This window comes from Paenibacillus sp. AK121 (assembly GCF_019042715.1).
GTDB classification, from domain to species: Bacteria; Bacillota; Bacilli; order Paenibacillales; family Paenibacillaceae; genus Paenibacillus; species Paenibacillus polymyxa_C.
Genome location: NZ_JAHPJM010000002.1, coordinates 1 through 20,969, shown reverse-complemented (window position 1 = coordinate 20,969; position 20,969 = coordinate 1). Strand labels below are relative to the sequence as shown.

Genomic DNA, 20,969 nt, shown 5'->3' with positions numbered 1-20,969 from the left:
AAAGCGGCAATTGCTGCCGCTGTACGCTTCATCCCTTACTTACGTTTGGGAATTTGAATGACAATCTCATAGTGATCCTCATGATCAGATTCCTTTGTTTTGATATCCAACCCTGAGCCAGACACCATATCAATGGATTGACGAATCGTATTCAGCGCAAGCCGGACATCCTTAGTAAAGGAAATCCGCTTTGATTTCTTAATCGTGGATACTTGTTTATAAAAGGCAACTCGTGCCTCTGTCTGCTTCACATTGAGTTCCTTAGCAATTACTTCATCTAAAACCTTGTACTGTAGTTCTTCGGTCTCTAACGACAATAATGCACGGGCGTGACGCTCGGACACCTTCCGTTCCATTAGGGCCTCTTTCACTCTCTCCGGCAAATGAAGCAGCCGTATTTTATTAGCAATAGTGGATTGGCTTTTGCCAAGTCGCTGAGCGAGGCTTTCCTGGGTAAGTTGATGCAGGTCAATCAGCTTTTGATAAGCTACAGCCTCTTCAATCGCAGTTAGACCCTCACGCTGAAGATTCTCAATCAACGCGATGGATGCAGCTTGTGAATCATTAAACTCACGAACAATGGCTGGAATCGTCTCCATACCCAGCTTGGTGACAGCTCTCCAACGACGTTCCCCTGCTATAATTTCATATTGTCCATTACGGAAACGAACGACAATCGGTTGAATTACACCATGCGTCTTAATAGTCTGGCATAGCTCATCAATCTTCTCGTCGTCAAATATGGTGCGGGGCTGATAAGGACTGCTGACAATATCCCGAACTGGAATTTGTTTTATTTCGTCCCCATTGGATCGCTCCGTCAAACCAAATAGCTTGGAAAATTGTTCTTTCATTCCGTATAATACCACCTAATTTCATAATAGCACCATACAAACAGCGCTTCGTGAAAAACAGTTCCTTACGGGGATTGTAGACCCTTCTATATGAAACAGCGCCGTAAGCGGGTACACTCCACGTACTCCCCTGACATTTGTTGTCCCACTTCCCTATATGTATATCTGAAATCATGAGTACGGGAAGCAGCCAACTTACACTAAAACGATTATCTCTATTCTATCACTTTTCCAGTCATAATCCTATCGTCTCTACCAGCTTTTCGAAAGGATAAAAGAATAAAATTATGTAGAGGGTATTACGCAAGGAGTCTTCTTAAGCAAAGATCTATAAACCATAAAAAAAGTGAATGTTTCACGTGAAACATTCACTTTCTTTCAAACATTTACACTAACGGAGCCTTCAAAGGAGTACCTGGCTTACGCGGGTATTTCCGTGGTGTAGCTGCTCTTTTTTCAATAATAATCATATGTCTGGCTGCATCCTCAACAGGTAGCTGGAAGGCCTGAACATGCTTGATTCTCCCCTTCAGCTCTTTCAAACTGTAGGAAGCTTCCTTGATTTCTTCGGTTGGATCGCTACCCTTCATCGCTGCAAAGTGCCCACCTTCACGGACAAAAGGCAGACAAAATTCATTTAGTACCGCGAGACGGGCAACGGCTCGGGCTGTGACCAGATCATAGCTATCACGATATCCTGCTTTGCGTCCCAATTCCTCTGCCCTGCTGTGAATCAGTTCGACATTTTCCAGTCCCAACTGCTCTACAACATGTGCTAAGAATTGTATCCGTTTGTTCAATGAGTCTACGATGGTCAATTGAATATGTGGAAAACATATTTTCAAAGGGATACCAGGGAAACCTGCGCCTGACCCAATGTCAGCCAGGCTCTCCACATCATTTAACGGAACATAAAAGGCAAGTGAAACAGAATCGTAAAAATGCTTGGTGTACACCGCTTCTCGCTCAGTAATACCCGTCAGGTTCATTTTTTCATTCCATTCAACCAGCACACGGTAATATGTTTCAAACTGCTCTAACTGACTGTCATTAATCACAATGCTATGCTCTGCCAGCCGCTGCTTGAACTGCTGTTGTATCGCGTCCATTAAGATCCCCTCGCTGCCGTTACACGGTTATAGTGCTCCAGATAAACCAGCAAAATGGAAATATCTGCAGGGGTTACACCGGAGATACGGGATGCCTGACCAATGGACATCGGACGAATCTTCTCAAGTTTCTGCTTGGCTTCAATGGCCAAGCCTTGAACTTCATTGTATGCGATATCCTCTGGAAGCTTCTTCTTCTCCATCTTTTGCAGTCGTTCTACATGCATCAACTGCTTTTCAATGTAGCCCGCATACTTAATTTGGATTTCCACCTGTTCTTGCTCTTCCTCAGTAAGGGCTACAGGTGAAGGTGAAATTTGTGCCACTTGTGCATAGCTGATCTCAGGTCGACGCAGCACCGTCAACAGATTACTGCCGTCCTGTATCGGTGCAGATCCGCCTTGCTCCAGCATCTCATTTACATCAACCGGACGAACTTTAGCTAAACGCAAACGCTCAATTTCTTGCTCTACCTTTTGTTTTTTATCCAAAAAGCGCTCGTATCGTTCATCAGTAATCAGGCCGATATCATGCCCGATCGGAGTCAATCGCAGATCCGCGTTATCATGCCGCAGCAACAGACGGTATTCTGCACGGGAGGTCAGCAAGCGATATGGCTCATTTGTACCCTTCGTCACCAGATCGTCAATCAGAACCCCAATGTAGCCTTGAGAACGATCCAGTACGACGGGCTCTTTGCCCTGCACCTTACGAGCTGCATTAATACCAGCCATAATTCCTTGACCCGCAGCTTCTTCATAACCAGATGTCCCGTTAATTTGACCTGCCGTGAATAAGCCAGGTACTTTTTTCGTTTCCAAAGTAGGCCACAATTGAGTTGGTACCATCGCATCGTATTCAATAGCGTAACCGTTACGCATCATTTCTACCTTTTCCATCCCTGGAATGGTACGTAGTACTGCTAATTGCACGTCCTCTGGCAAGCTTGTCGACAAGCCTTGAACATAGTATTCAGATGTGTTTTTACCCTCAGGCTCCAAAAAGATTTGGTGCTTCGGCTTATCACTGAAACGCACCACTTTATCTTCAATAGATGGGCAATAACGTGGTCCCGTTCCTTCAATCAGACCAGAGAACATCGGTGCACGATGCAAATTATCATTAATAATCTGATGTGTTTCCACTGAAGTATACGTCAGCCAGCAAGGAAGCTGCTCATTATCCGAGGACTTCGTTTCATAGGAGAAGAACTTCGGCTGATCATCGCCTGGCTGTATTTCTGTTTTACTAAAATCAATTGTATCCTTATGCACACGTGGTGGTGTTCCTGTCTTAAACCGAACTAGATCAAAACCAAGCTCTCTCAAATGTTCAGAAAGTCTCAACGAAGGCTGCTGATTGTTCGGACCACTCTCATACATCAGCTCACCCATAATGATTTTCCCGCGCAGATAGGTGCCAGTAGTCAGGACAACTGCTTTACTACGATACTCTGTGCCCGTCTTCGTAATTACACCTACGCATTTACCGTCTTCTATAATCAGTTCTTCAACCATACCTTGGCGTAAGGTCAGATTCGGTTCCTTCTCCATCGTTTCCTTCATCGCATGCTGATAAGAAAACTTGTCTGCTTGCGCACGCAAGGCATGCACGGCAGGACCCTTGCCAGTATTTAACATTCTCATTTGGATAAATGTCTTGTCGATATTCCGACCCATTTCGCCGCCCAATGCATCAATTTCCCGTACTACATGACCCTTTGCGGGACCACCAATAGACGGGTTGCAGGGCATGAATGCGACCATATCCAGGTTAATTGTGATCATCAATGTACGACAGCCCATCCGTGCTGCTGCCAAGGCGGATTCTACGCCCGCATGGCCCGCACCGACGATAATCACATCATAGTCGCCTCCTTGATATCCCATACCTCTCTTACCTCCTTATACATTCGAGTTTTCACCCCGAGTATGTTCTTGTGTATCTATAACGATAGCAGGCTTAAAACAGCCATGCTTGAATGTTCTACTTACCCAGACAGAATTGTGAAAATATTTGATCTATTAACGCATCATGCGCAGTATCGCCTACAATCTCACCCAACTGCTCCCATGCCAGCCTTACATCAATCTGGATCATATCAATCGGAACTAATTGATCAGCAGCTTCATAGGCATCTACCAATGATTGGCGCGCTTTCTTCAGCAAAGCAATATGCCGTACATTGCTGACATACGTCATATCCGCTGATTCCAGCTTGCCGCTAAAGAATAAATTCGATATAGCCTGCTCCAGCCGATCTGCTCCCTCATTTTCCTTCACAGACATCGGCACAATAAGCTCTTCAGGAACATAGCGCAGCAACAAATCCCGGTCTATTTGGGCCGGTAAGTCCATTTTATTCATAATAACAATCGCTTGTCTACCGCGGATTTGTTCCATTAATGCCATTTCATCCTCGTGCAGTGGTTCGTTGGCATTAATGACGATGAGCAGCAGATCCGCTTCACTCACTGCCGTTCTCGAACGCTCTACCCCGATCCGTTCCACGACGTCCATCGTTTCCCGGATTCCAGCTGTATCCAGCAACTTGAGCGGAATATTATTAATCGTCACATACTCCTCAATAACGTCACGGGTCGTACCCGGAATATCGGTCACAATCGCCCGTTCGCCCTGAGCCAGTGTGTTTAGCAGTGACGATTTGCCTACATTCGGCCTTCCGACAATCGCTGTAGTCAGCCCTTCACGCAAAATTTTCCCCTGCTCCGCTGTATGCAACAGCCGATCAATTTCCGCCATGACCTGGCTGCTTTTATCCTTGATTAACTCAGACGTAAAGGATTCTACATCATGCTCAGGGTAATCAATGTTTACTTCGATATGAGCAAGTGTCTCAACCAAAACATGACGCAAACGACGAATATTCTGGGACAGTTGACCATCCACCTGCTTCAAAGCCATCGAAAAGGCTTTATCCGATTTGGAGCGAATTAAGTCAATGACGCCCTCCGCTTGACTCAGATCAATACGACCATTCAAAAAAGCACGTTTCGTAAATTCACCTGGCTCAGCCAGACGTATATTTTGCAGCAGTAACAAATCCATCACTCGTTTAACGGCTACCACCCCGCCATGAGTGCTGATCTCTACCACATCTTCTGTTGTAAAAGAGCGTGGTGCCCGCATCACTGTAACTAAAACTTCCTCCACCTTCTCTTGGCTTTGAGGATCTATAATATGTCCATAGTGTACCGTGTGCGTCGGAACCTTACTTAAGGGCGTTTTACTACGGAACAAAGCCTCCACTTCCGTGACCGCTTCTGGACCGCTGACCCGCACAACTGCAATGCCGCCCTCGCCGACAGCCGTTGCAATGGCAGCTATGGTATCGCTCAGCATATCGTTTCTACCTCCTATCAAGTAAAAACGGCATTGCCGCCCTTCATCAAGGACGGCACCCGTTTCAGTGTGAAATATAAGAAAAAAAGCAATGGCTTCTGCAGCTTGCAGAGAGCCATTGCGTCGGATTATTTCTTGGCAATGACAACGCGCCGATTAGGCTCGTCCCCCTTGCTGTATGTTCTAACCAGCGCATGCTGCTGGAGCTTGGCGTGAATCAGCTTCCGCTCCTGGGACGGCATTGGCTCCAGTACCACTTCCTTGCCATAGCGAACAGCTTGGTTCGCTAATCGTTCCGCCAAATCCTCCAGCGTTTTCCGCCGACGTGCACGAAATTGCTCGGCATCCAGCACAATTCGGATAAATTTATCAGAATGACGGTTAGCAACAATATTCGTCAGGTACTGCAAGGCATCTAATGTCTGTCCTCTGCGGCCAATTAGCATACCGAGCGATGGACCGGAGATATCCAGAGTACTTTCATCCTTGCGATGACGGACATCGACTTCGACGTCCAGTCCCATGCCTGCAGCAGTTTCACGGATGAAACGCACCGCCTCTTCATAAGGATCTATATGTCCCCTGGATGCTTCCATGTTCCTCTGCGCTTCCTGCGCAACAGACCCAGCTTGTGATACAGCCTGTCCCACGTCAGAAGGTGCTTGAGCCGATACATGAGGTTCAGCCGTGTGTGTGGTTTCAGGAGACGGCTCAGAAAGCAGCGTAAGCTCCACCTTCGCCTTTTTGACCCCTAGCCACCCCAGGAATCCTTTTGACGGCTGTTCCAACACGTTTACGGTTACCCGTTCACGGCTTACTCCCAGCTGGGAGAGTCCTTGTCTTACAGCATCTTCAACGGTTTTTCCTGATGTCACGACTTTGGTCATCTCGACTTTTTAGCCCCCTTCGTGTTTTTACCACTTTTTTTCTTACTATTAGAGGAACCTGTTTTCGTGAGACTGGCTGTTTTCACATTAGCCAATGCTGCGTCCTTATCATTATTCCGATAAAGGAAATAGTTTTGAACAATCGTGTAAATATTACTGAAAAACCAGTACAACGGCAAAGCAGACGGGAAGTTATACGACATGAATAGAATCAGCACCGGATAGACATACAGCAAAAATTGCATTGGTCCTTGCTGCGGTGTCGGATTCATTTTCATCATCATCCAAGTTTGGATAAAAGTCGTAATCGCTGCTAGAATCGGCAGGATAAAGAAGTGATCCGGTTTACCTAACTGGAGCCACAAAAAGTCATGATCCCGCAATGCCGAGTTATAATAAATGGCATTATAAAGCGCGATAAAAATGGGCATCTGTACTAACAAAGGCAGACAGCCCGCCATTGGGTTAACCTTGTTTTCTTGAAACAATTTCATCGTTTCTTGCTGAACTCGCTCAGGTGTATCCTTGTATTTCGCTTGAATTTCTTTTAATTGCGGCTGAATAGCCTGCATTGCTCTGGAACTGCGTACTTGCTTGAGTGTAAGCGGCAAAATAATGGTACGCACGATGATCACCAGAATCAGTACGGCCAGGCCATATTCTCCAGAGAACCATTGGGCAAATGTATCCAGCGCATACGAAAACCAGTAAACGACATATCTTTGCCACCAAGATCCATTGGCCAAGTCTGCCGTCGTGTAAGAATTGTGAGCCGCCTGGGTACATCCGGACAGCACAGCAACAAGTGCCAATAAGGCAATCAGGAGGAACCATTTTCCCCGTTGAGTCTTCAAACGCGACACTTCATAACCCCTTTCTTAACCAATCCATTCCAACGTAAATCATACCATATCCTGTAGGACAAAGATACTGACTATCGGCGCGTAGACTTGAGCAGCGAGGCTTTGCGCAAAACGTGCAGCACGCTTTTCTCCAGCTCTTGATACGACTTTGTAACCGCACCCTTACGAACGATAAAAATCAGGTCAATTTGCTCCACCAATTCCTGCTCATGATGGCGCACGATTTCCTTAACGATCCTGCGCATCCGGTTGCGGACAACTGCATTGCCGATCTTCTTGCTAGCCGAAATTCCGACGCGGAACTGCTCTACCTCTCTGCGGCGGAACCAGTACACCACAAACTGATGGTTGGCAAAAGATTTGCCATGGCGGTATACGCGCCCAAAGTCCGCCCGGTTTCGTAGACGCAATTTTTTTTGCACGGCGCTTCTCCTTGCTCATCTCTTTTACACATATCGGTAAGCAACCCTTACCTCTTATATAGTAAGAAGTATGGACAATATTCCAACATGGTAATCTCGCTTATTTTATATCCGTTTTCAAAAACCTCATCTAATATAGAGCAGGATGCAGGACTTGTCCCTCTTTTTACACTACATTTCTACAATCAGAAGAAGCAATCCGATCCATAAATACTTCAATTATGAAAAAAAAGACCACCGTAGTGGTCTTTATGCACGCATTACGCACTCAATACTTTTCTACCTTTTTGGCGACGAGCTGCCAAAACTTTACGGCCATTCTTCGTGCTCATTCTTTTACGGAAGCCGTGAACTTTTTTACGTTTGCTGACATTCGGTCTGAAAGTCGGTCTCATTGTGCTGCACCTCCTTACAAGGAATACGTTTTATATGGAATATACCTAACATAGCAATCTCCACAAAAAACACCTTTGTACATTTAACCACAAATAGCGGCCAAAGTCAATGTACTTCTGAATTCTCTCCCTCTTTTTCACATTCAGTAACCCTCTCCGTCTCCCCCATCATTCACTCTACTCTTTTCTTCCCCTTTATTCCTGATTTTTTCGCTTCTTCTCCATGCTCAAGATTCATCAACATTTTACTGTGAATTTCGTCCCTCACATATACCGCTCTTTTAACTGCTCTTTTTTTCATTTATTTAGTTCCGCATTTGAACCCACATCGTTTCAGATCCCCACCATCTGATTTGCCAAAAATAATGTCGGAAACGTTACCGGAAATTTTCAACACAAAAACAAGCCGCTGTAACCAAAAGGCAACAGGTGTTATACACAGATCCACAAAAAGAATGGAATTGTGATTTAAATGGTCATAACCTGTGCATAACATTTTAGAGTGAAAAAGAGTTATTGTCGAAAACTGAACAAATTATAAACAATATCTTGTGTTGTGAATAAAAATTGTACACAACAGATTGAATTTGTGGATAAATAACCACGAGTCATTGAAATACAAGGCTTCTTTTGCTATGATGATATTACTTTTGAATGTGAATATGTTGTTTTACCCTCCATATTATCAACACCCTGTGGATAAAGTTGTGAACAAGTTCAATTTATCCATCTTTTTATTTTTGTGCGGATTCGGGATTCTGGGGATATATTCTACATTTTTCATTTGATTTCGACATATTGCAGTCCCGTTTTGGCCTGCGGGATCAAGAGAACGGATCGTGCCGCACATTCCCTCCTGAGAAATATCGCCCTTCTTCTGCTGATCAGCAGTGGAATTTTCCATTACTATTTTTCAGGGCATTTTGTGCTGCGTTCTCTCACTACACTGCCGCATGATTTAGGCGGCGGTATGTCTTTTTATGGCCTTCAAACAATATTTTTGTGATTTTAGGCGTTTTGCCGAAGCGCCGAGAGCAGCTCTCTGCAGCTTAATTCGGTAAAATGTCAGGATTTAAAAGGAGTGACGTCTGTGGACAGCCATACCTCTGAACTATGGCAGCAAATTCTATCCATTATACAAACCAAGCTGAGTAAGCCGAGTTACGATACTTGGTTTAAGGCTACCAAGGCAGCGAAACTAAATGACCACTCCATTGTGATTTCTGCACCGACAACTTTTGCCGTGGAATGGCTTGAAAGCCGCTATACCAAGTTAGTCGGAGCAACGGTTTATGAGATTTTGGGCAAGCATTTAGAGGTCAAGTTCGTTATTGAAGAGAACAAGCCCGCCGAGGTCGACCTTCAGCAACAACCTCAGCAGCAGCCAGTCGTTCAAGAAGAAGCTGTGTCCCATATGCTGAATCCCAAATATACATTCGATACATTTGTCATCGGATCGGGGAACCGTTTTGCCCATGCGGCATCGCTGGCCGTCGCCGAGGCGCCGGCCAAAGCTTACAATCCGCTGTTTCTATACGGTGGTGTAGGTCTGGGGAAAACGCATCTGATGCATGCTATCGGACACTATATTTTGGAGCACAATCCGACCAGCAAGGTCGTTTATTTATCGTCGGAGAAGTTTACGAATGAATTCATTAATGCCATCCGCGACAACCGTGGGGAAAGTTTCCGGAATAAATATCGCAACATTGATATTTTGCTCATTGATGATATTCAATTCATTGCGGGCAAGGAATCGACGCAAGAGGAATTCTTTCATACGTTCAATGCGCTTCATGAGGAACGCAAGCAGATTATAATCTCAAGCGATCGGCCGCCTAAAGAAATTCCAACGCTGGAAGAACGGCTGCGTTCTCGCTTCGAGTGGGGACTGATTACGGATATTCAACCGCCGGATCTGGAGACGAGAATTGCTATTCTTCGGAAAAAGGCGCGGGCGGAAAACCTGGATATTCCTAATGAGGCCATGATGTATATCGCGAATCAAATTGATACAAACATCCGTGAGCTGGAAGGAGCGCTCATTCGCGTTGTCGCTTATTCTTCCTTAACCAATCAGGATGTATCAAGCCATCTCGCGGCTGAGGCGTTAAAGGATATTATCCCATCCAGCCGTCCAAAAATGATCACGATTCAGGATATACAGCATCAAGTCGGGGAATTTTATAATCTACGACTGGAAGATTTCAAAGCACGTAAGCGGACGAAGGCTGTGGCTTTTCCACGGCAGATTGCCATGTATCTTTCCCGTGAGTTAACCGACTATTCTTTGCCGAAAATCGGTGAAGCTTTCGGCGGACGTGATCATACGACTGTCATTCATGCGCACGAAAAAATCTCCAAATCCATTCAAGTGGATCAGGATCTATTTAAAGTTATCAACAACCTAATAGAAAAAATCAAAAATCCAACCTGAACAAGTTCGGAGCCTATACACAATTTATACACATGTGGATAGGCTTGATTTTATTAGGGTTACAGATAGTTATCCACATATTCAGTGCGCCTATTACTATTACTAATATATTTTAAAGATATACATCACCTATATAAGGCCCGCGTCAACGCGTGCTTGAAGGATTAAAACCCGTAGGAGGAACTTATGAAGATTAGCATTCTGAAAAACGTTTTGAACGAGGCCATACAACATGTATCCAAAGCGATATCCAGTCGGACGACAATTCCAATTTTGAGTGGTATTAAGCTGGATGTGAATCACCAGGGAGTCACACTGACCGCCAGCGATACAGATATCTCTATTCAATCCTTTATTCCGATGGAGGATGGTGACCAAACGGTCGTTCAGATCGAACAACCCGGCAGTGTAGTGCTACCCGCTAAATTCTTTGTCGAAATTATCAAAAAGTTGCCGTCTCAGGAGATCCGTATGGAGGTAAAAGACCAATTCCAAACCTTTATCTCATCCGGTGCTACTGAAATTCAGATCGTTGGTTTGGACCCTGAAGAATTTCCGGTGCTTCCCAACATTGAGGAAAATCAAGTGATCTCTGTGCCAGGTGATTTGCTTAAAAATATGATTAAACAGACGGTATTCTCCATCTCTACCCATGAAACGACACCTATTTTGACTGGTGTATTGTGGAATCTGGCTGAGGGCGAATTGAAATTTGTCGCAACGGACCGCCACCGCCTTGCCACCCGTAGCGCTCATTTGGAGACGTCTGAAGGCTTGCGTTTTAGCAATGTTGTCATTGCAGGCAAAACGCTCAATGAGCTGAGCAGAATTATTCCGGATCAAAATATGCTTGTGGATATCGTCGTAGCGGACAATCAGGTATTATTTAAGGTGGATCGCGTGTTATTTTACTCCCGCATCTTGGACGGCACCTATCCTGATACTTCTAGAATTATTCCGACTTCTTACAAAACAGAACTGATTGTGGACACAAAAAGTTTGAGCGAGTCTATTGACCGTGCTTATTTGCTGTCCCGTGAGGAAAAAACGAATATTGTAAAAATGCAATCGTTGGAAAACGGTGATCTAGAGATTTCCTCCAGCTCATCTGAACTTGGTAAAGTGCGTGAGGAAGTAAATGTATCTAAATTTGAGGGAGAACCACTCAAAATCTCGTTCAACTCCAAATATATGCTCGACGTGCTGAAGGTAATTGACAGCGAGCAGCTGACGATTGCTTTTACCGGCATTATGAGCCCCATTATTTTAAAACCGGCAGATTCCAGCAATGCGCTGTATATCATCCTGCCATATCGCACAACCAACTAGCGTCACCCACCCGAACAAGCGAAAGGATGAACAGGCCTTGAAAGCAATATCTATACAGACCGAATACATCAAGCTCGATCAATTTTTGAAATTAGCCGATTGTGTATCCACAGGAGGCATGGCTAAAGCCCTACTGCAGGAGGGGCAAGTCCGCGTTAATGGTGAGCCAGAAGAACGTCGCGGAAGAAAATTGTACCCAGGCGATACCGTAGAAGTAGAGGACATTGGACGTTTCGAGGTTACGGCAGGAGCATGATCGCCTGAACGGCAAGGACTCCTTTTAGGTGCGGAATAACAAGGGGGACCCTATGTGTTTGTGAACAACATTGTTTTGCAGCAGTACCGGAACTATGAACAGCTGGAGCTGAATGAATTCGGGCCCGTTAATTTGCTGATCGGACAAAATGCGCAAGGCAAAACGAATCTGGTTGAGGCGATTTTTGTATTGGCTTTAACTAAAAGTCACCGAACGTCCCGCGACAAGGAATTAATTTCTTTCGGGGCTACTTCCACCCATCTAGCTGCCGATGTGGATAAGAAATATGGGAAAATCAGGTTGGATCTCTCGTTATCCACACAAGGCAAAAAAGCAAAGATCAACGGGCTAGAGCAGCGAAAGCTGAGCGATTTTATCGGTTCGTTAAACGTGGTCATGTTTGCGCCCGAGGATCTGGAAATTGTCAAAGGAACACCGGGGGTTCGCCGCCGGTTTCTTGACATGGAAATTGGACAAGTTGCGCCAGGATATTTGTATCATTTGCAGCAATATCAGAAAGTGCTGGTTCAGCGGAATAACCTGCTCAAGCAAGCTTGGGGTAAAGATATGGCGTCCGTGCAGCTGATGCTGGAGGTATGGAATGAGCAACTTGTTGAGCATGGTGTTAAAATTGTAAAAAAGCGGAAACAATTTATAACAAAGCTACAAAAGTGGGCCCAGGCCATTCATGAAGGGATTGCAGGTGGGACAGAAGAGTTAAAATTAACCTATGTTCCCTCTTTCGGTGAGCCAGAGGAAGAAGATGAAGCTGTCTTATTGGAGCGATTTATGATAAAGTTATCCCAAATGAGGGAACAGGAAATCCGCCGTGGCATGACTTTGGCGGGACCCCATCGTGATGATTTGGCCTTTGCCATTAACGGCAGAGAAGTGCATACGTATGGCTCTCAGGGGCAGCAGCGGACGACGGCCCTGTCTTTGAAGCTGGCCGAAATAGAATTAATTCATGAGGAAATTGGGGAGTATCCTATCCTGCTGCTGGATGATGTATTGTCCGAGCTGGACCCCTATCGTCAGACTCAGCTGATCGAGACTTTCCAAAGCAAGGTACAGACCTTTATCACGGCAACCGGGATTGAGACGTTGAACGCAGAACGACTTAAGGGTGCCCATATTTATCACGTCCACGACGGGCATGTGGAACACTAAGGAGTGAGTGACCGGTATGTATATTCATCTGGGTGGAGAAAAGATCATCCGCTCGTCAGAGCTTGTGGCTATTTTCGATATCTCGATTGAAAAATCCTCTAAAATCTCCAAACAATACGTGAACCACGCTCAGCAGCAAAAGCATGTCGAGATGATTGGTGAAGAGGAAGCCAAGTCCATCGTAGTGACTCAGAATACGGTGTATTATTCCCCCATCTCCTCAACAACACTCAAAAAGCGGGCAAACCAGTTTGTTGCCAATGCTTAACCATAGAAATCTATAGAAGTAGGTGAAAGGCATGTCTATGAATCAACCGTCTTATGATGCGGGCGAGATTCAGGTCCTCGAAGGCCTGGAAGCGGTTCGGAAACGTCCCGGTATGTATATTGGCTCCACGAGCGTCAAGGGGCTCCATCATCTGGTCTGGGAAGTTGTGGACAACAGTATTGACGAAGCGCTGGCGGGTTATTGTAACAGCATTCAAGTTGTCGTTCACAAAGATAATAGCATTACCGTTACAGATAACGGCCGCGGTATTCCGGTAAGTGAACACGCCAAAATGAAAAAATCAGCGCTGGAAGTCGTAATGACCGTACTTCACGCAGGTGGTAAATTCGGAGGCGGAGGGTACAAGGTGTCTGGTGGTCTGCACGGGGTTGGTGTATCCGTGGTGAACGCTCTCTCCAGCAAAATGATCGTTCATGTCAAACGGGATGGACATGTATATGAGCAGGAATACCATCGTGGTGCTCCACAGTATGATGTCAGAGTCATCGGTGATACAGAAGAGACAGGTACCCAAACAACCTTCTATCCGGACGAACAAATCTTTACCGAAACGACCGTATATGACTATGATACGCTGCAGACGCGGATTCGTGAGCTGGCTTTCCTGAACAAAGGCATTGCAATTAGCTTGACCGATGAACGGACAGGCGCCAGCGATACATTCCACTATGAGGGTGGAATCAGTGAATATGTGCAGTTTCTGAATCAAAAAAGAGAAGCACTGCATGAACAGCCAATTTATGTCGAAGGCTCTCGTGACATGATTCAGGTCGAAGTTGCATTGCAATATAACGACAGCTACACCGAGAATATTTATTCTTTTGCCAACAATATCAACACCCATGAGGGCGGAACTCATGAATCAGGTTTCAAGAGTGCATTAACCCGGATTATTAACGATTATGCACGCAAAAATGGCTTGATTAAGGATAACAACGCCAATTTGACCGGTGACGATGTACGCGAAGGTTTGACAGCGATCATCTCCGTCAAAATCCCAGAACCACAGTTTGAGGGTCAGACTAAAACAAAGCTCGGCAACAGTGAAGTGCGAGGAATTGTCGAGTCTCTGTTCGCAGAGAAACTCCAGGAATTCCTGGAGGAAAACCCGTCCGTCTCCCGCCGTGTGGTTGATAAATCATTACAAGCAGCTCGAGCCCGGGAAGCAGCGCGCAAAGCGCGTGAACTTACACGTCGCAAAAGTGCGTTGGAAATTAGTTCGCTCCCAGGTAAGCTGGCGGATTGCTCCTCTAAGGACGCTTCGATCAGTGAATTGTACATCGTCGAAGGTGACTCAGCAGGGGGATCGGCCAAGCAGGGGCGTGATCGTCACTTTCAAGCGATTTTGCCAATTCGCGGTAAAATCCTGAATGTTGAAAAGGCACGCTTGGACCGTATTTTGTCCAGTGATGAAATACGTTCAATGGTAACAGCAATGGGTACAGGGATCGGAGATGATTTTGACATCACCAAAGCCCGTTACCACAAGGTCATTATCATGACAGATGCCGATGTCGATGGTGCTCATATTCGCACATTGTTGCTGACGTTCTTCTATCGCTACATGCGCAAAATCATTGATGCGGGCTATATATACATTGCTCAGCCACCACTATTCAAAGTTGAGCGTAACAAAGTTGTTCGTTATGCGAACTCTGAGGCGGAACGTGACGAGATCATTAAGGAATTTGGAGAAAATGCGAAGTACAATGTACAGCGTTATAAAGGTTTGGGTGAGATGAATGCGACCCAACTTTGGGAAACCACGATGGACCCAGAGAGCCGTACAATGCTGCAGGTAACTGTCAGTGACGCGATGCTGGCTGATACGCTGTTCAATACCTTAATGGGTGACAATGTAGAACCTCGCCGCGACTTTATCCAAGAACATGCGAAGTACGTGAAAAACCTAGATTTCTAATGTGTGTTATTTCATCCTGATGGCTATGTTATATCTGTTCATTAGGATTGTATAGGAAAGAGTGCACAAGGGGCGCCCAAATGGGGCGTCCCTTTTCTTTTCATTAACCAGCCCGGATGGATTTGAATATTTAATTTCAATGTTTTAGGCCTTTTTCTTAGAGCGTACAGGTTTACCTGTGGATGCCGTATACCGGCCGTAGCCTACTGCATATCTGAATATTTTATGATAGAGGCTTTTGTTTGGGAGAGAAGCGAACACTTTGATGGCTGGTCTTGTATTGACCTCCAAAATCCACGGATAGTTTTGCTGGTCCAATCCTACATCTAACCCGATTTCCCTTAAACGAGGGTATCTTTTTTGTAGCTGCCAAGCTACTCGCTCGCCCATTTTCGATAATTTTTGCTCCAGTCGAACGGCTTCCTTTACATCCATGTATGGAGCCACCAATTCATTGAAAAAGCGCGTTGTCCCACCGCTGTGATGATTGGTGACGACTTTGTCAGGAGCAGCTACACGTCCTACAATAAGCGTTGTTTCCCATTGACGCCTCAAGTTCATCTGGGTTAATACCCTCAGATCGAAGGGACGGGCTTCATGCTGAAGAAGAGGAATTCCGCGCTGTATTAGATATGGACGTTTCTTTATACGAGAAGAAACCGCCCTATGCAACTCATCCAGACTTTCAAAGGTGAGGATATCTACTTCATAGCGAAGCACATACCAAGTTCTCTCCTCGATGATTCCTTCTTCTGTCGGCGGAAGCTGCTCTGTCTGCCTTTCTGCGCGCATAACCCCTTTACCATAAGTACCATTATCCGGCTTAATATAGACAGTTCCATACACCGCCAACATTTCATTCAGGTGCTCAAACGTGTACAAACGTGTTTCCGGTATATAAGCGGCCAATGTCGGATGGGGAAGAATGGCATTTGTTTTGGCCCACTTACTGGATACTCGCTGAATAGACAAGTATTCTCATCCCTTTCTTTTCGATATATGAGTCATGTACCTGGAATTCACACCCTTTAACAAAACAAGGGAAACTAAAGGACAAGCGCGTAAAACAATGATATAATAGAGAAATACGGCGTTTTTCGGAATTTTGCTAAGTAGAACCCTGACCGTATACGTATTGTATGTGGAAAAGGCCCTTAGGGTGGGGGCTAATCCCCAGTTCAGGGGAATTTGTTATAATCAGGGCTTGTAAGTTGTACAAGAAAATAGCAATCTGCTACAGGCAGAAGGGGAATGACGAGGGTTTTACGCTGTAAAGAGGACAAATGCGTTTAATTGTGCTCTTTTTGTGAAAGTAATATAATTATACAGATGAGGATTTCAGCCAAAATCCTGCGCAAGGAGCGGAGTATATAGGCAGTGTCTTGTTAGGCTTTTCACATAGAGAGCGCTGTATTGAAGGATGAGAAGGAGGACCAGCATGGCGGATCAAAATAACTCGCAAATCATCAATAGGGATATCGGAGTGGAAATGCGCGAATCCTTTATGGATTATGCCATGAGTATTATTGTTAGCCGTGCCTTGCCTGATGTGCGGGACGGACTGAAGCCGGTACACCGTCGTATTCTGTACGCGATGTCCGAGCTAGGCATGTCGCCAGATAAGCCTTATAAAAAATCGGCAAGAATCGTCGGTGAAGTTATCGGTAAGTACCACCCTCATGGTGATACGGCTGTGTATGATACGATGGTGCGGATGGCGCAGGATTTTTCCTTGCGTTATATGTTGGTGGATGGACACGGTAACTTTGGCTCCGTGGATGGAGATATGGCAGCAGCAATGCGTTACACTGAAGCACGGCTGTCCAAGATAGCCATGGAAATGCTCCGTGATTTGAACAAAGAGACCGTTGATTTTATGCCTAACTACGATGGTGAAGAGAACGAGCCTGTCGTATTGCCTGCACGTTATCCTAACTTGCTGGTTAACGGTGTCGGCGGGATTGCAGTTGGTATGGCAACCAATATTCCTCCGCATAACTTGGGAGAGGTTATCGATGGTGTACAAGCGCTGATCGAAAACCCTGACATTACGCCGATGGAACTTATGGATTACATTCAAGGGCCGGATTTCCCGACAGCAGGTTATATCTTAGGTCGCTCAGGCATTCGCCAGGCGTATCAGACTGGCCGCGGATCTGTGACCATGCGTGCGAAGACCACCATAGAAGAGATTGGCAATAAAGCACGGATTATCGTGCATGAACTGCCTTACCAAGTGAACAAGGCTCGCCTGGTCGAGAAAATTGCTGAATTAGTACGTGACAAGCGTATTGAAGGCATTACGGATCTTCGAGATGAATCCGACCGTACGGGTATGCGTATCGTTATCGAGTTGCGTAGAGATGTGAACCCGAACGTCGTTCTGAATAATTTGTTTAAACATACAGCCATGCAGTCCAATTTTGGTATCAATATGCTTGCGATTGTAAACAATGAGCCGAAGATTTTGAACCTGAAAGATGTCTTGTATTATTATCTCAAGCATCAGGTTGAGGTTATTCGTCGTCGGACAGAATTCGATCTGAGAAAAGCCGAAGCTAGAGCACACATTCTGGAAGGCTTGCGTATTGCTCTTGACCATCTGGACGAAGTTATTTCCTTGATTCGTTCTTCCCAAACTGCAGAAGCAGCCCGTGAAGGACTGATTGAGCGTTTCTCGCTGACTCTTGAGCAGGCTCAGGCTATTCTCGATATGCGTCTGCAACGCTTAACCGGTTTGGAACGTGAGAAGATCGAGAACGAATATAACGAGCTAATTCAAAAGATAATGGAATACCGTGAAATTTTGGCGAATGAGCATCTGGTACTCAACATCATTAGCGAAGAGCTGAATGAGCTGAAAGGACGCTTCGCCGATGATCGTCGCACTGAAATTACAGTGGGTGAAGAAAGTATTCTTGATGAGGATCTCATTCCGCGTGAAGACGTTATTATTACTGTAACCCATACTGGATATATCAAACGCCTTCCTGTTACTACGTATCGCAGTCAAAAACGCGGTGGTCGTGGTGTAGTAGGTATGGATACCAAAGATGAGGACTTCGTAGAGCATCTGTTCATTACGAATTCACATCATCATTTGTTATTCTTTACGGACAAGGGCAAGGTATACCGGATTAAGGCTTATGAGATTCCAGACTTAAGCCGGACAGCTCGGGGGACACCGATTATTAACCTGATTCAGATTGAACAGGGTGAGTCGATCAATGCGGTAATTCCAATTGAGGAATTTGTGGAGGACAGTTATCTATTCTTTGCGACCCAACATGGGATTATTAAGAAAACACCTCTTGATGACTATGCGAATATCCGCAAAGGTGGCCTGATTGCCATTAACTTGCGCGAAGATGACGCCCTGATCGAAGTGAAGCTGACTGATGGACAGCAGGAAATGATTATCGGCACAGCACAAGGTATGTCTATCCGTTTCCCTGAAAGTGATGTACGATCTATGGGACGTAGTGCTACAGGAGTTAAAGGGATTAGTCTTGATGAAAGTGATGCTGTAATCGGCATGGATATCGTCAATACCGACCTGGATATTCTGATCGTAACAGCCAAGGGTTATGGCAAACGCACCCCTGCTGTGGATTATCGTATTCAGAGCCGTGGAGGCAAGGGAATCAAGACGATTAACGTTACCGATAAAAATGGTCCAGTTGTCGGCCTCAAGGTTGTAAAAGCCGAAGAGGACTTGATGATCATTACAGCTAGTGGCACCTTGATCCGGACTAGCATGGGGGAAATCTCCACGATGGGTCGGAATACGCAAGGGGTAAGACTGATTAATATTCGCGATGATGATTCGGTTGCAACGGTTTGTCGTGCGAACAAGAATGAGGAGCAAGATGAACTGCTTGAGGATTTATTAGAGAATGGAGGAACTGGTGAGGAGCCAACTCTATCATCTGCTGAACCAACTCTTGAAGTGAATACAGAAGATACGGAAGGTAACGATTCAGAATCTTCTGAGGACGAATAAGGCCTGAATATAGAAACAACAAAGATTGAAGAGACTCTCTGGCTATTTGGTCAAGAGAGTCTTTTTTTCTTGTTCAGGCTGATCAATTCAGACCAGTACGTTTTAAATGGCATAAAATGAATGTACAGGATCATTTCCAAGTAATATAATGACATCATAACTGGCAGCTGGAGCAGCTGTTGTGAGAACAGAGAGGTTGACCATGACAACTGTACCCGTATCCGAATTAAAAGCAGGACTTAAATTGCAAAGCGACGTTTTTACTGAAATGGGCAGCTTGCTACTACCGAAAGGGCGAATTCTGCTACCACGTGACTTAGAGATTTTAGAGGCGTTCCTGATTCAACAAGTAGAGGTAGGGACGGATGATATTGCAAAATCCGGTAGCGAGCCTACCACTGTTCGATCTGGGACAGCTGAATCGCAGGGAGCTTCGTTAGATGGGCGAGATGAATCTGAACAATTCCAGGATGAGTATGACAAAATGGTGATGCTTGTTAAGAATGCGTTTCAATCAGTGCTCGTCTCTAATTTATCTATATATGAGTTGCGGGGACAACTAGAGTCCTTGCTGGCGCATATCCAACGCTATAATGTAATGACCTATACTCCGCCTGGTATGATCGAAGTGGACTATATTTTTCACAATGCCGTGCTAACCTCCCTTACCTCTTACTCCATTGCACAATGGATTGGGTTGCCTCAAAAGGATTGGATGCAGGTGGCTTTTGCCGGGTTGCTTCATGATATAGGGAATGCTAAGATGGACCCGTCCATTCTGTACAAGCCCTCCCAACTAACGCGGGAAGAGCAAGAAGAAGTACGCCGCCATACATCACTAGGATACCAATTGCTTAAAAATGTGAAGGCTATTAACGAAGGTGTGCGTTTGGCAGCTCTTCAGCATCACGAGAAAGTGGACGGTACTGGATATCCATTGCGTCTTAAAGGGGAGCAAATCCACATATACGCTAAAATCGTAGGGGTGGCTGATGTATTCCATGCCATGACTCTGGAGAAAACATACCGACCTGCCCAATCACCGTATCTGGTTCTAGAGCAAATCAAATCAGAATCATTTGGAAAGCTGGACCCAAGTGTCGTGCAAGTCTTCATTCAAAAGCTAACCCAATTTAATAATGGGACCAAGGTGCGTCTCAATGATAACCGTACAGGGGAAATTATATTTGCTGATCGAGACCACCCGACTCGTCCGTTGATTCAAGTAGATGGCGAGATCATTAACCTGATGCTTCAAAGAGAGCTTTATATCGAGTGTATTGTTACTTAACTGAGTTTTTTTAAAAAAACAGTTGCACAATATAGTGGATTTATGATATATTCTTTCTTGTCGCTTCAAGTGTTGAAATAAAAGAAGCAGAAAACACTCTTGAAAAAAAGTGTTGACACAAACCTGAATAACATGATATACTATAAAAGTTGCTGAGGGGAACGAAAGAAAACCTAAAGCAAACAAAGAATGTTTGATCTTTGAAAACTGAACAACGAGTGAGTAAACTGATTTTGTTCGCAAAATCAAACAATGAGATATTTTATCTCGTCAGTTTCAAAATGAGCAAATCGCTCTTTCTATAACCAACTTCGGTTGGTCTTTAATGGAGAGTTTGATCCTGGCTCAGGACGAACGCTGGCGGCGTGCCTAATACATGC

Annotated in this window: 18 protein-coding genes and 1 rRNA gene; 9 read left to right on the top strand and 10 right to left on the bottom strand. The window is 45.1% G+C overall.

Going from position 1 to position 20,969, the window contains the following annotated elements; translation table 11 throughout:
* Positions 1-35: 35 nt before the first annotated feature.
* The 9 genes from noc to KSP24_RS25450 all read right to left on the bottom strand — a co-directional run bounded on the left by noc (position 36) and on the right by KSP24_RS25450 (position 8,194).
* Entirely contained in the window at positions 36-854 is an 819-nt protein-coding gene (gene noc / locus KSP24_RS03320) for a nucleoid occlusion protein (protein ID WP_013373916.1), read from the bottom strand.
* A 386-nt stretch (positions 855-1,240) separates the two neighbouring features.
* Positions 1,241-1,963: a 16S rRNA (guanine(527)-N(7))-methyltransferase RsmG gene (rsmG, locus tag KSP24_RS03315; RefSeq protein WP_040102455.1), complete on the bottom strand. Its 723-nt coding sequence runs from the start codon at positions 1,961-1,963 to the stop codon at positions 1,241-1,243.
* The gene (gene mnmG, locus KSP24_RS03310) at positions 1,963-3,852 is read right to left on the bottom strand and encodes a tRNA uridine-5-carboxymethylaminomethyl(34) synthesis enzyme MnmG (protein ID WP_013373918.1); all 1,890 of its coding nucleotides are present in this window, start codon (positions 3,850-3,852) and stop codon (positions 1,963-1,965) included. The genes rsmG and mnmG overlap by 1 nt, the downstream gene beginning before the upstream one ends.
* 97 nt (positions 3,853-3,949) lie before the next feature.
* Entirely contained in the window at positions 3,950-5,326 is a 1,377-nt protein-coding gene (mnmE, locus tag KSP24_RS03305) for a tRNA uridine-5-carboxymethylaminomethyl(34) synthesis GTPase MnmE (RefSeq protein WP_013373919.1), read from the bottom strand.
* 128 nt (positions 5,327-5,454) lie between these two features.
* A complete protein-coding gene (gene jag, locus KSP24_RS03300; protein WP_013373920.1) occupies positions 5,455-6,213 on the bottom strand; it encodes an RNA-binding cell elongation regulator Jag/EloR in 759 nt (252 codons plus the stop codon).
* Entirely contained in the window at positions 6,210-7,076 is an 867-nt protein-coding gene (locus KSP24_RS03295; RefSeq protein ID WP_013373921.1) for a YidC/Oxa1 family membrane protein insertase, read from the bottom strand. The genes jag and KSP24_RS03295 overlap by 4 nt, the downstream gene beginning before the upstream one ends.
* Before the next feature lie 71 nt (positions 7,077-7,147).
* Positions 7,148-7,498 carry a ribonuclease P protein component gene (rnpA, locus tag KSP24_RS03290; protein WP_013373922.1) on the bottom strand — a complete coding sequence of 117 codons (351 nt, stop codon included), beginning with the start codon at positions 7,496-7,498 and terminating at the stop codon, positions 7,148-7,150.
* A 260-nt stretch (positions 7,499-7,758) separates the two neighbouring features.
* Complete coding sequence (gene rpmH, locus KSP24_RS03285; protein ID WP_007433250.1) at positions 7,759-7,893, bottom strand: 50S ribosomal protein L34; 135 nt, start codon at positions 7,891-7,893, stop codon at positions 7,759-7,761.
* Positions 7,894-8,065: 172 nt separating this feature from the next.
* The gene (locus KSP24_RS25450; protein ID WP_274597489.1) at positions 8,066-8,194 is read right to left on the bottom strand and encodes a hypothetical protein; all 129 of its coding nucleotides are present in this window, start codon (positions 8,192-8,194) and stop codon (positions 8,066-8,068) included.
* Between the two features lie 789 nt (positions 8,195-8,983).
* On the opposite strand from KSP24_RS25450, the gene dnaA reads away from it, so the two are divergent.
* The 6 genes from dnaA to gyrB all read left to right on the top strand — a co-directional run bounded on the left by dnaA (position 8,984) and on the right by gyrB (position 15,295).
* Positions 8,984-10,330: a chromosomal replication initiator protein DnaA gene (gene dnaA / locus KSP24_RS03280; RefSeq protein WP_013368644.1), complete on the top strand. Its 1,347-nt coding sequence runs from the start codon at positions 8,984-8,986 to the stop codon at positions 10,328-10,330.
* Positions 10,331-10,516: 186 nt separating this feature from the next.
* Positions 10,517-11,659: a DNA polymerase III subunit beta gene (gene dnaN, locus KSP24_RS03275; protein WP_013368645.1), complete on the top strand. Its 1,143-nt coding sequence runs from the start codon at positions 10,517-10,519 to the stop codon at positions 11,657-11,659.
* Between the two features lie 37 nt (positions 11,660-11,696).
* Positions 11,697-11,915, top strand: coding sequence for a S4 domain-containing protein YaaA (gene yaaA / locus KSP24_RS03270; protein WP_013368646.1), 219 nt, complete (start codon positions 11,697-11,699; stop codon positions 11,913-11,915).
* Between the two features lie 54 nt (positions 11,916-11,969).
* Positions 11,970-13,085 carry a DNA replication/repair protein RecF gene (gene recF / locus KSP24_RS03265; RefSeq protein WP_013368647.1) on the top strand — a complete coding sequence of 372 codons (1,116 nt, stop codon included), beginning with the start codon at positions 11,970-11,972 and terminating at the stop codon, positions 13,083-13,085.
* A gap of 16 nt (positions 13,086-13,101) precedes the next feature.
* The gene (gene remB / locus KSP24_RS03260) at positions 13,102-13,353 is read left to right on the top strand and encodes an extracellular matrix regulator RemB (protein WP_007433255.1); all 252 of its coding nucleotides are present in this window, start codon (positions 13,102-13,104) and stop codon (positions 13,351-13,353) included.
* 31 nt (positions 13,354-13,384) lie between these two features.
* Entirely contained in the window at positions 13,385-15,295 is a 1,911-nt protein-coding gene (gene gyrB / locus KSP24_RS03255) for a DNA topoisomerase (ATP-hydrolyzing) subunit B (RefSeq protein WP_013368648.1), read from the top strand.
* A gap of 144 nt (positions 15,296-15,439) precedes the next feature.
* Here the strand turns inward: gyrB and KSP24_RS03250 are convergent, their stop codons facing one another.
* On the bottom strand, positions 15,440-16,267 hold the full coding sequence (locus KSP24_RS03250; RefSeq protein WP_064963823.1) for a YheC/YheD family protein: 828 nt from the start codon (positions 16,265-16,267) through the stop codon (positions 15,440-15,442).
* 466 nt (positions 16,268-16,733) lie between these two features.
* Between KSP24_RS03250 and gyrA the strand changes: the two genes are divergently transcribed.
* From gyrA to KSP24_RS03235, 3 genes are all read left to right on the top strand, one after another.
* A complete protein-coding gene (gyrA, locus tag KSP24_RS03245; RefSeq protein WP_064963824.1) occupies positions 16,734-19,298 on the top strand; it encodes a DNA gyrase subunit A in 2,565 nt (854 codons plus the stop codon).
* A gap of 202 nt (positions 19,299-19,500) precedes the next feature.
* On the top strand, positions 19,501-20,589 hold the full coding sequence (locus tag KSP24_RS03240; RefSeq protein ID WP_025679408.1) for an HD-GYP domain-containing protein: 1,089 nt from the start codon (positions 19,501-19,503) through the stop codon (positions 20,587-20,589).
* 322 nt (positions 20,590-20,911) lie between these two features.
* Positions 20,912-20,969, top strand: a 16S ribosomal RNA gene (locus KSP24_RS03235); the annotation flags it as partial.

Coding starts and splice junctions, on each gene's coding strand:
- noc (WP_013373916.1), bottom strand. CDS start 854: ATGAAAGAACAATTTTCCAAGCTATTTGGTTTGACGGAGCGATCCAAT.
- rsmG (WP_040102455.1), bottom strand. CDS start 1,963: ATGGACGCGATACAACAGCAGTTCAAGCAGCGGCTGGCAGAGCATAGC.
- mnmG (WP_013373918.1), bottom strand. CDS start 3,852: ATGGGATATCAAGGAGGCGACTATGATGTGATTATCGTCGGTGCGGGC.
- mnmE (WP_013373919.1), bottom strand. CDS start 5,326: ATGCTGAGCGATACCATAGCTGCCATTGCAACGGCTGTCGGCGAGGGC.
- jag (WP_013373920.1), bottom strand. CDS start 6,213: ATGACCAAAGTCGTGACATCAGGAAAAACCGTTGAAGATGCTGTAAGA.
- rpmH (WP_007433250.1), bottom strand. CDS start 7,893: ATGAGACCGACTTTCAGACCGAATGTCAGCAAACGTAAAAAAGTTCAC.
- KSP24_RS25450 (WP_274597489.1), bottom strand. CDS start 8,194: ATGAAAAAAAGAGCAGTTAAAAGAGCGGTATATGTGAGGGACGAAATT.
- dnaN (WP_013368645.1), top strand. CDS start 10,517: ATGAAGATTAGCATTCTGAAAAACGTTTTGAACGAGGCCATACAACAT.
- remB (WP_007433255.1), top strand. CDS start 13,102: ATGTATATTCATCTGGGTGGAGAAAAGATCATCCGCTCGTCAGAGCTT.
- gyrB (WP_013368648.1), top strand. CDS start 13,385: ATGTCTATGAATCAACCGTCTTATGATGCGGGCGAGATTCAGGTCCTC.
- gyrA (WP_064963824.1), top strand. CDS start 16,734: ATGGCGGATCAAAATAACTCGCAAATCATCAATAGGGATATCGGAGTG.
- KSP24_RS03240 (WP_025679408.1), top strand. CDS start 19,501: ATGACAACTGTACCCGTATCCGAATTAAAAGCAGGACTTAAATTGCAA.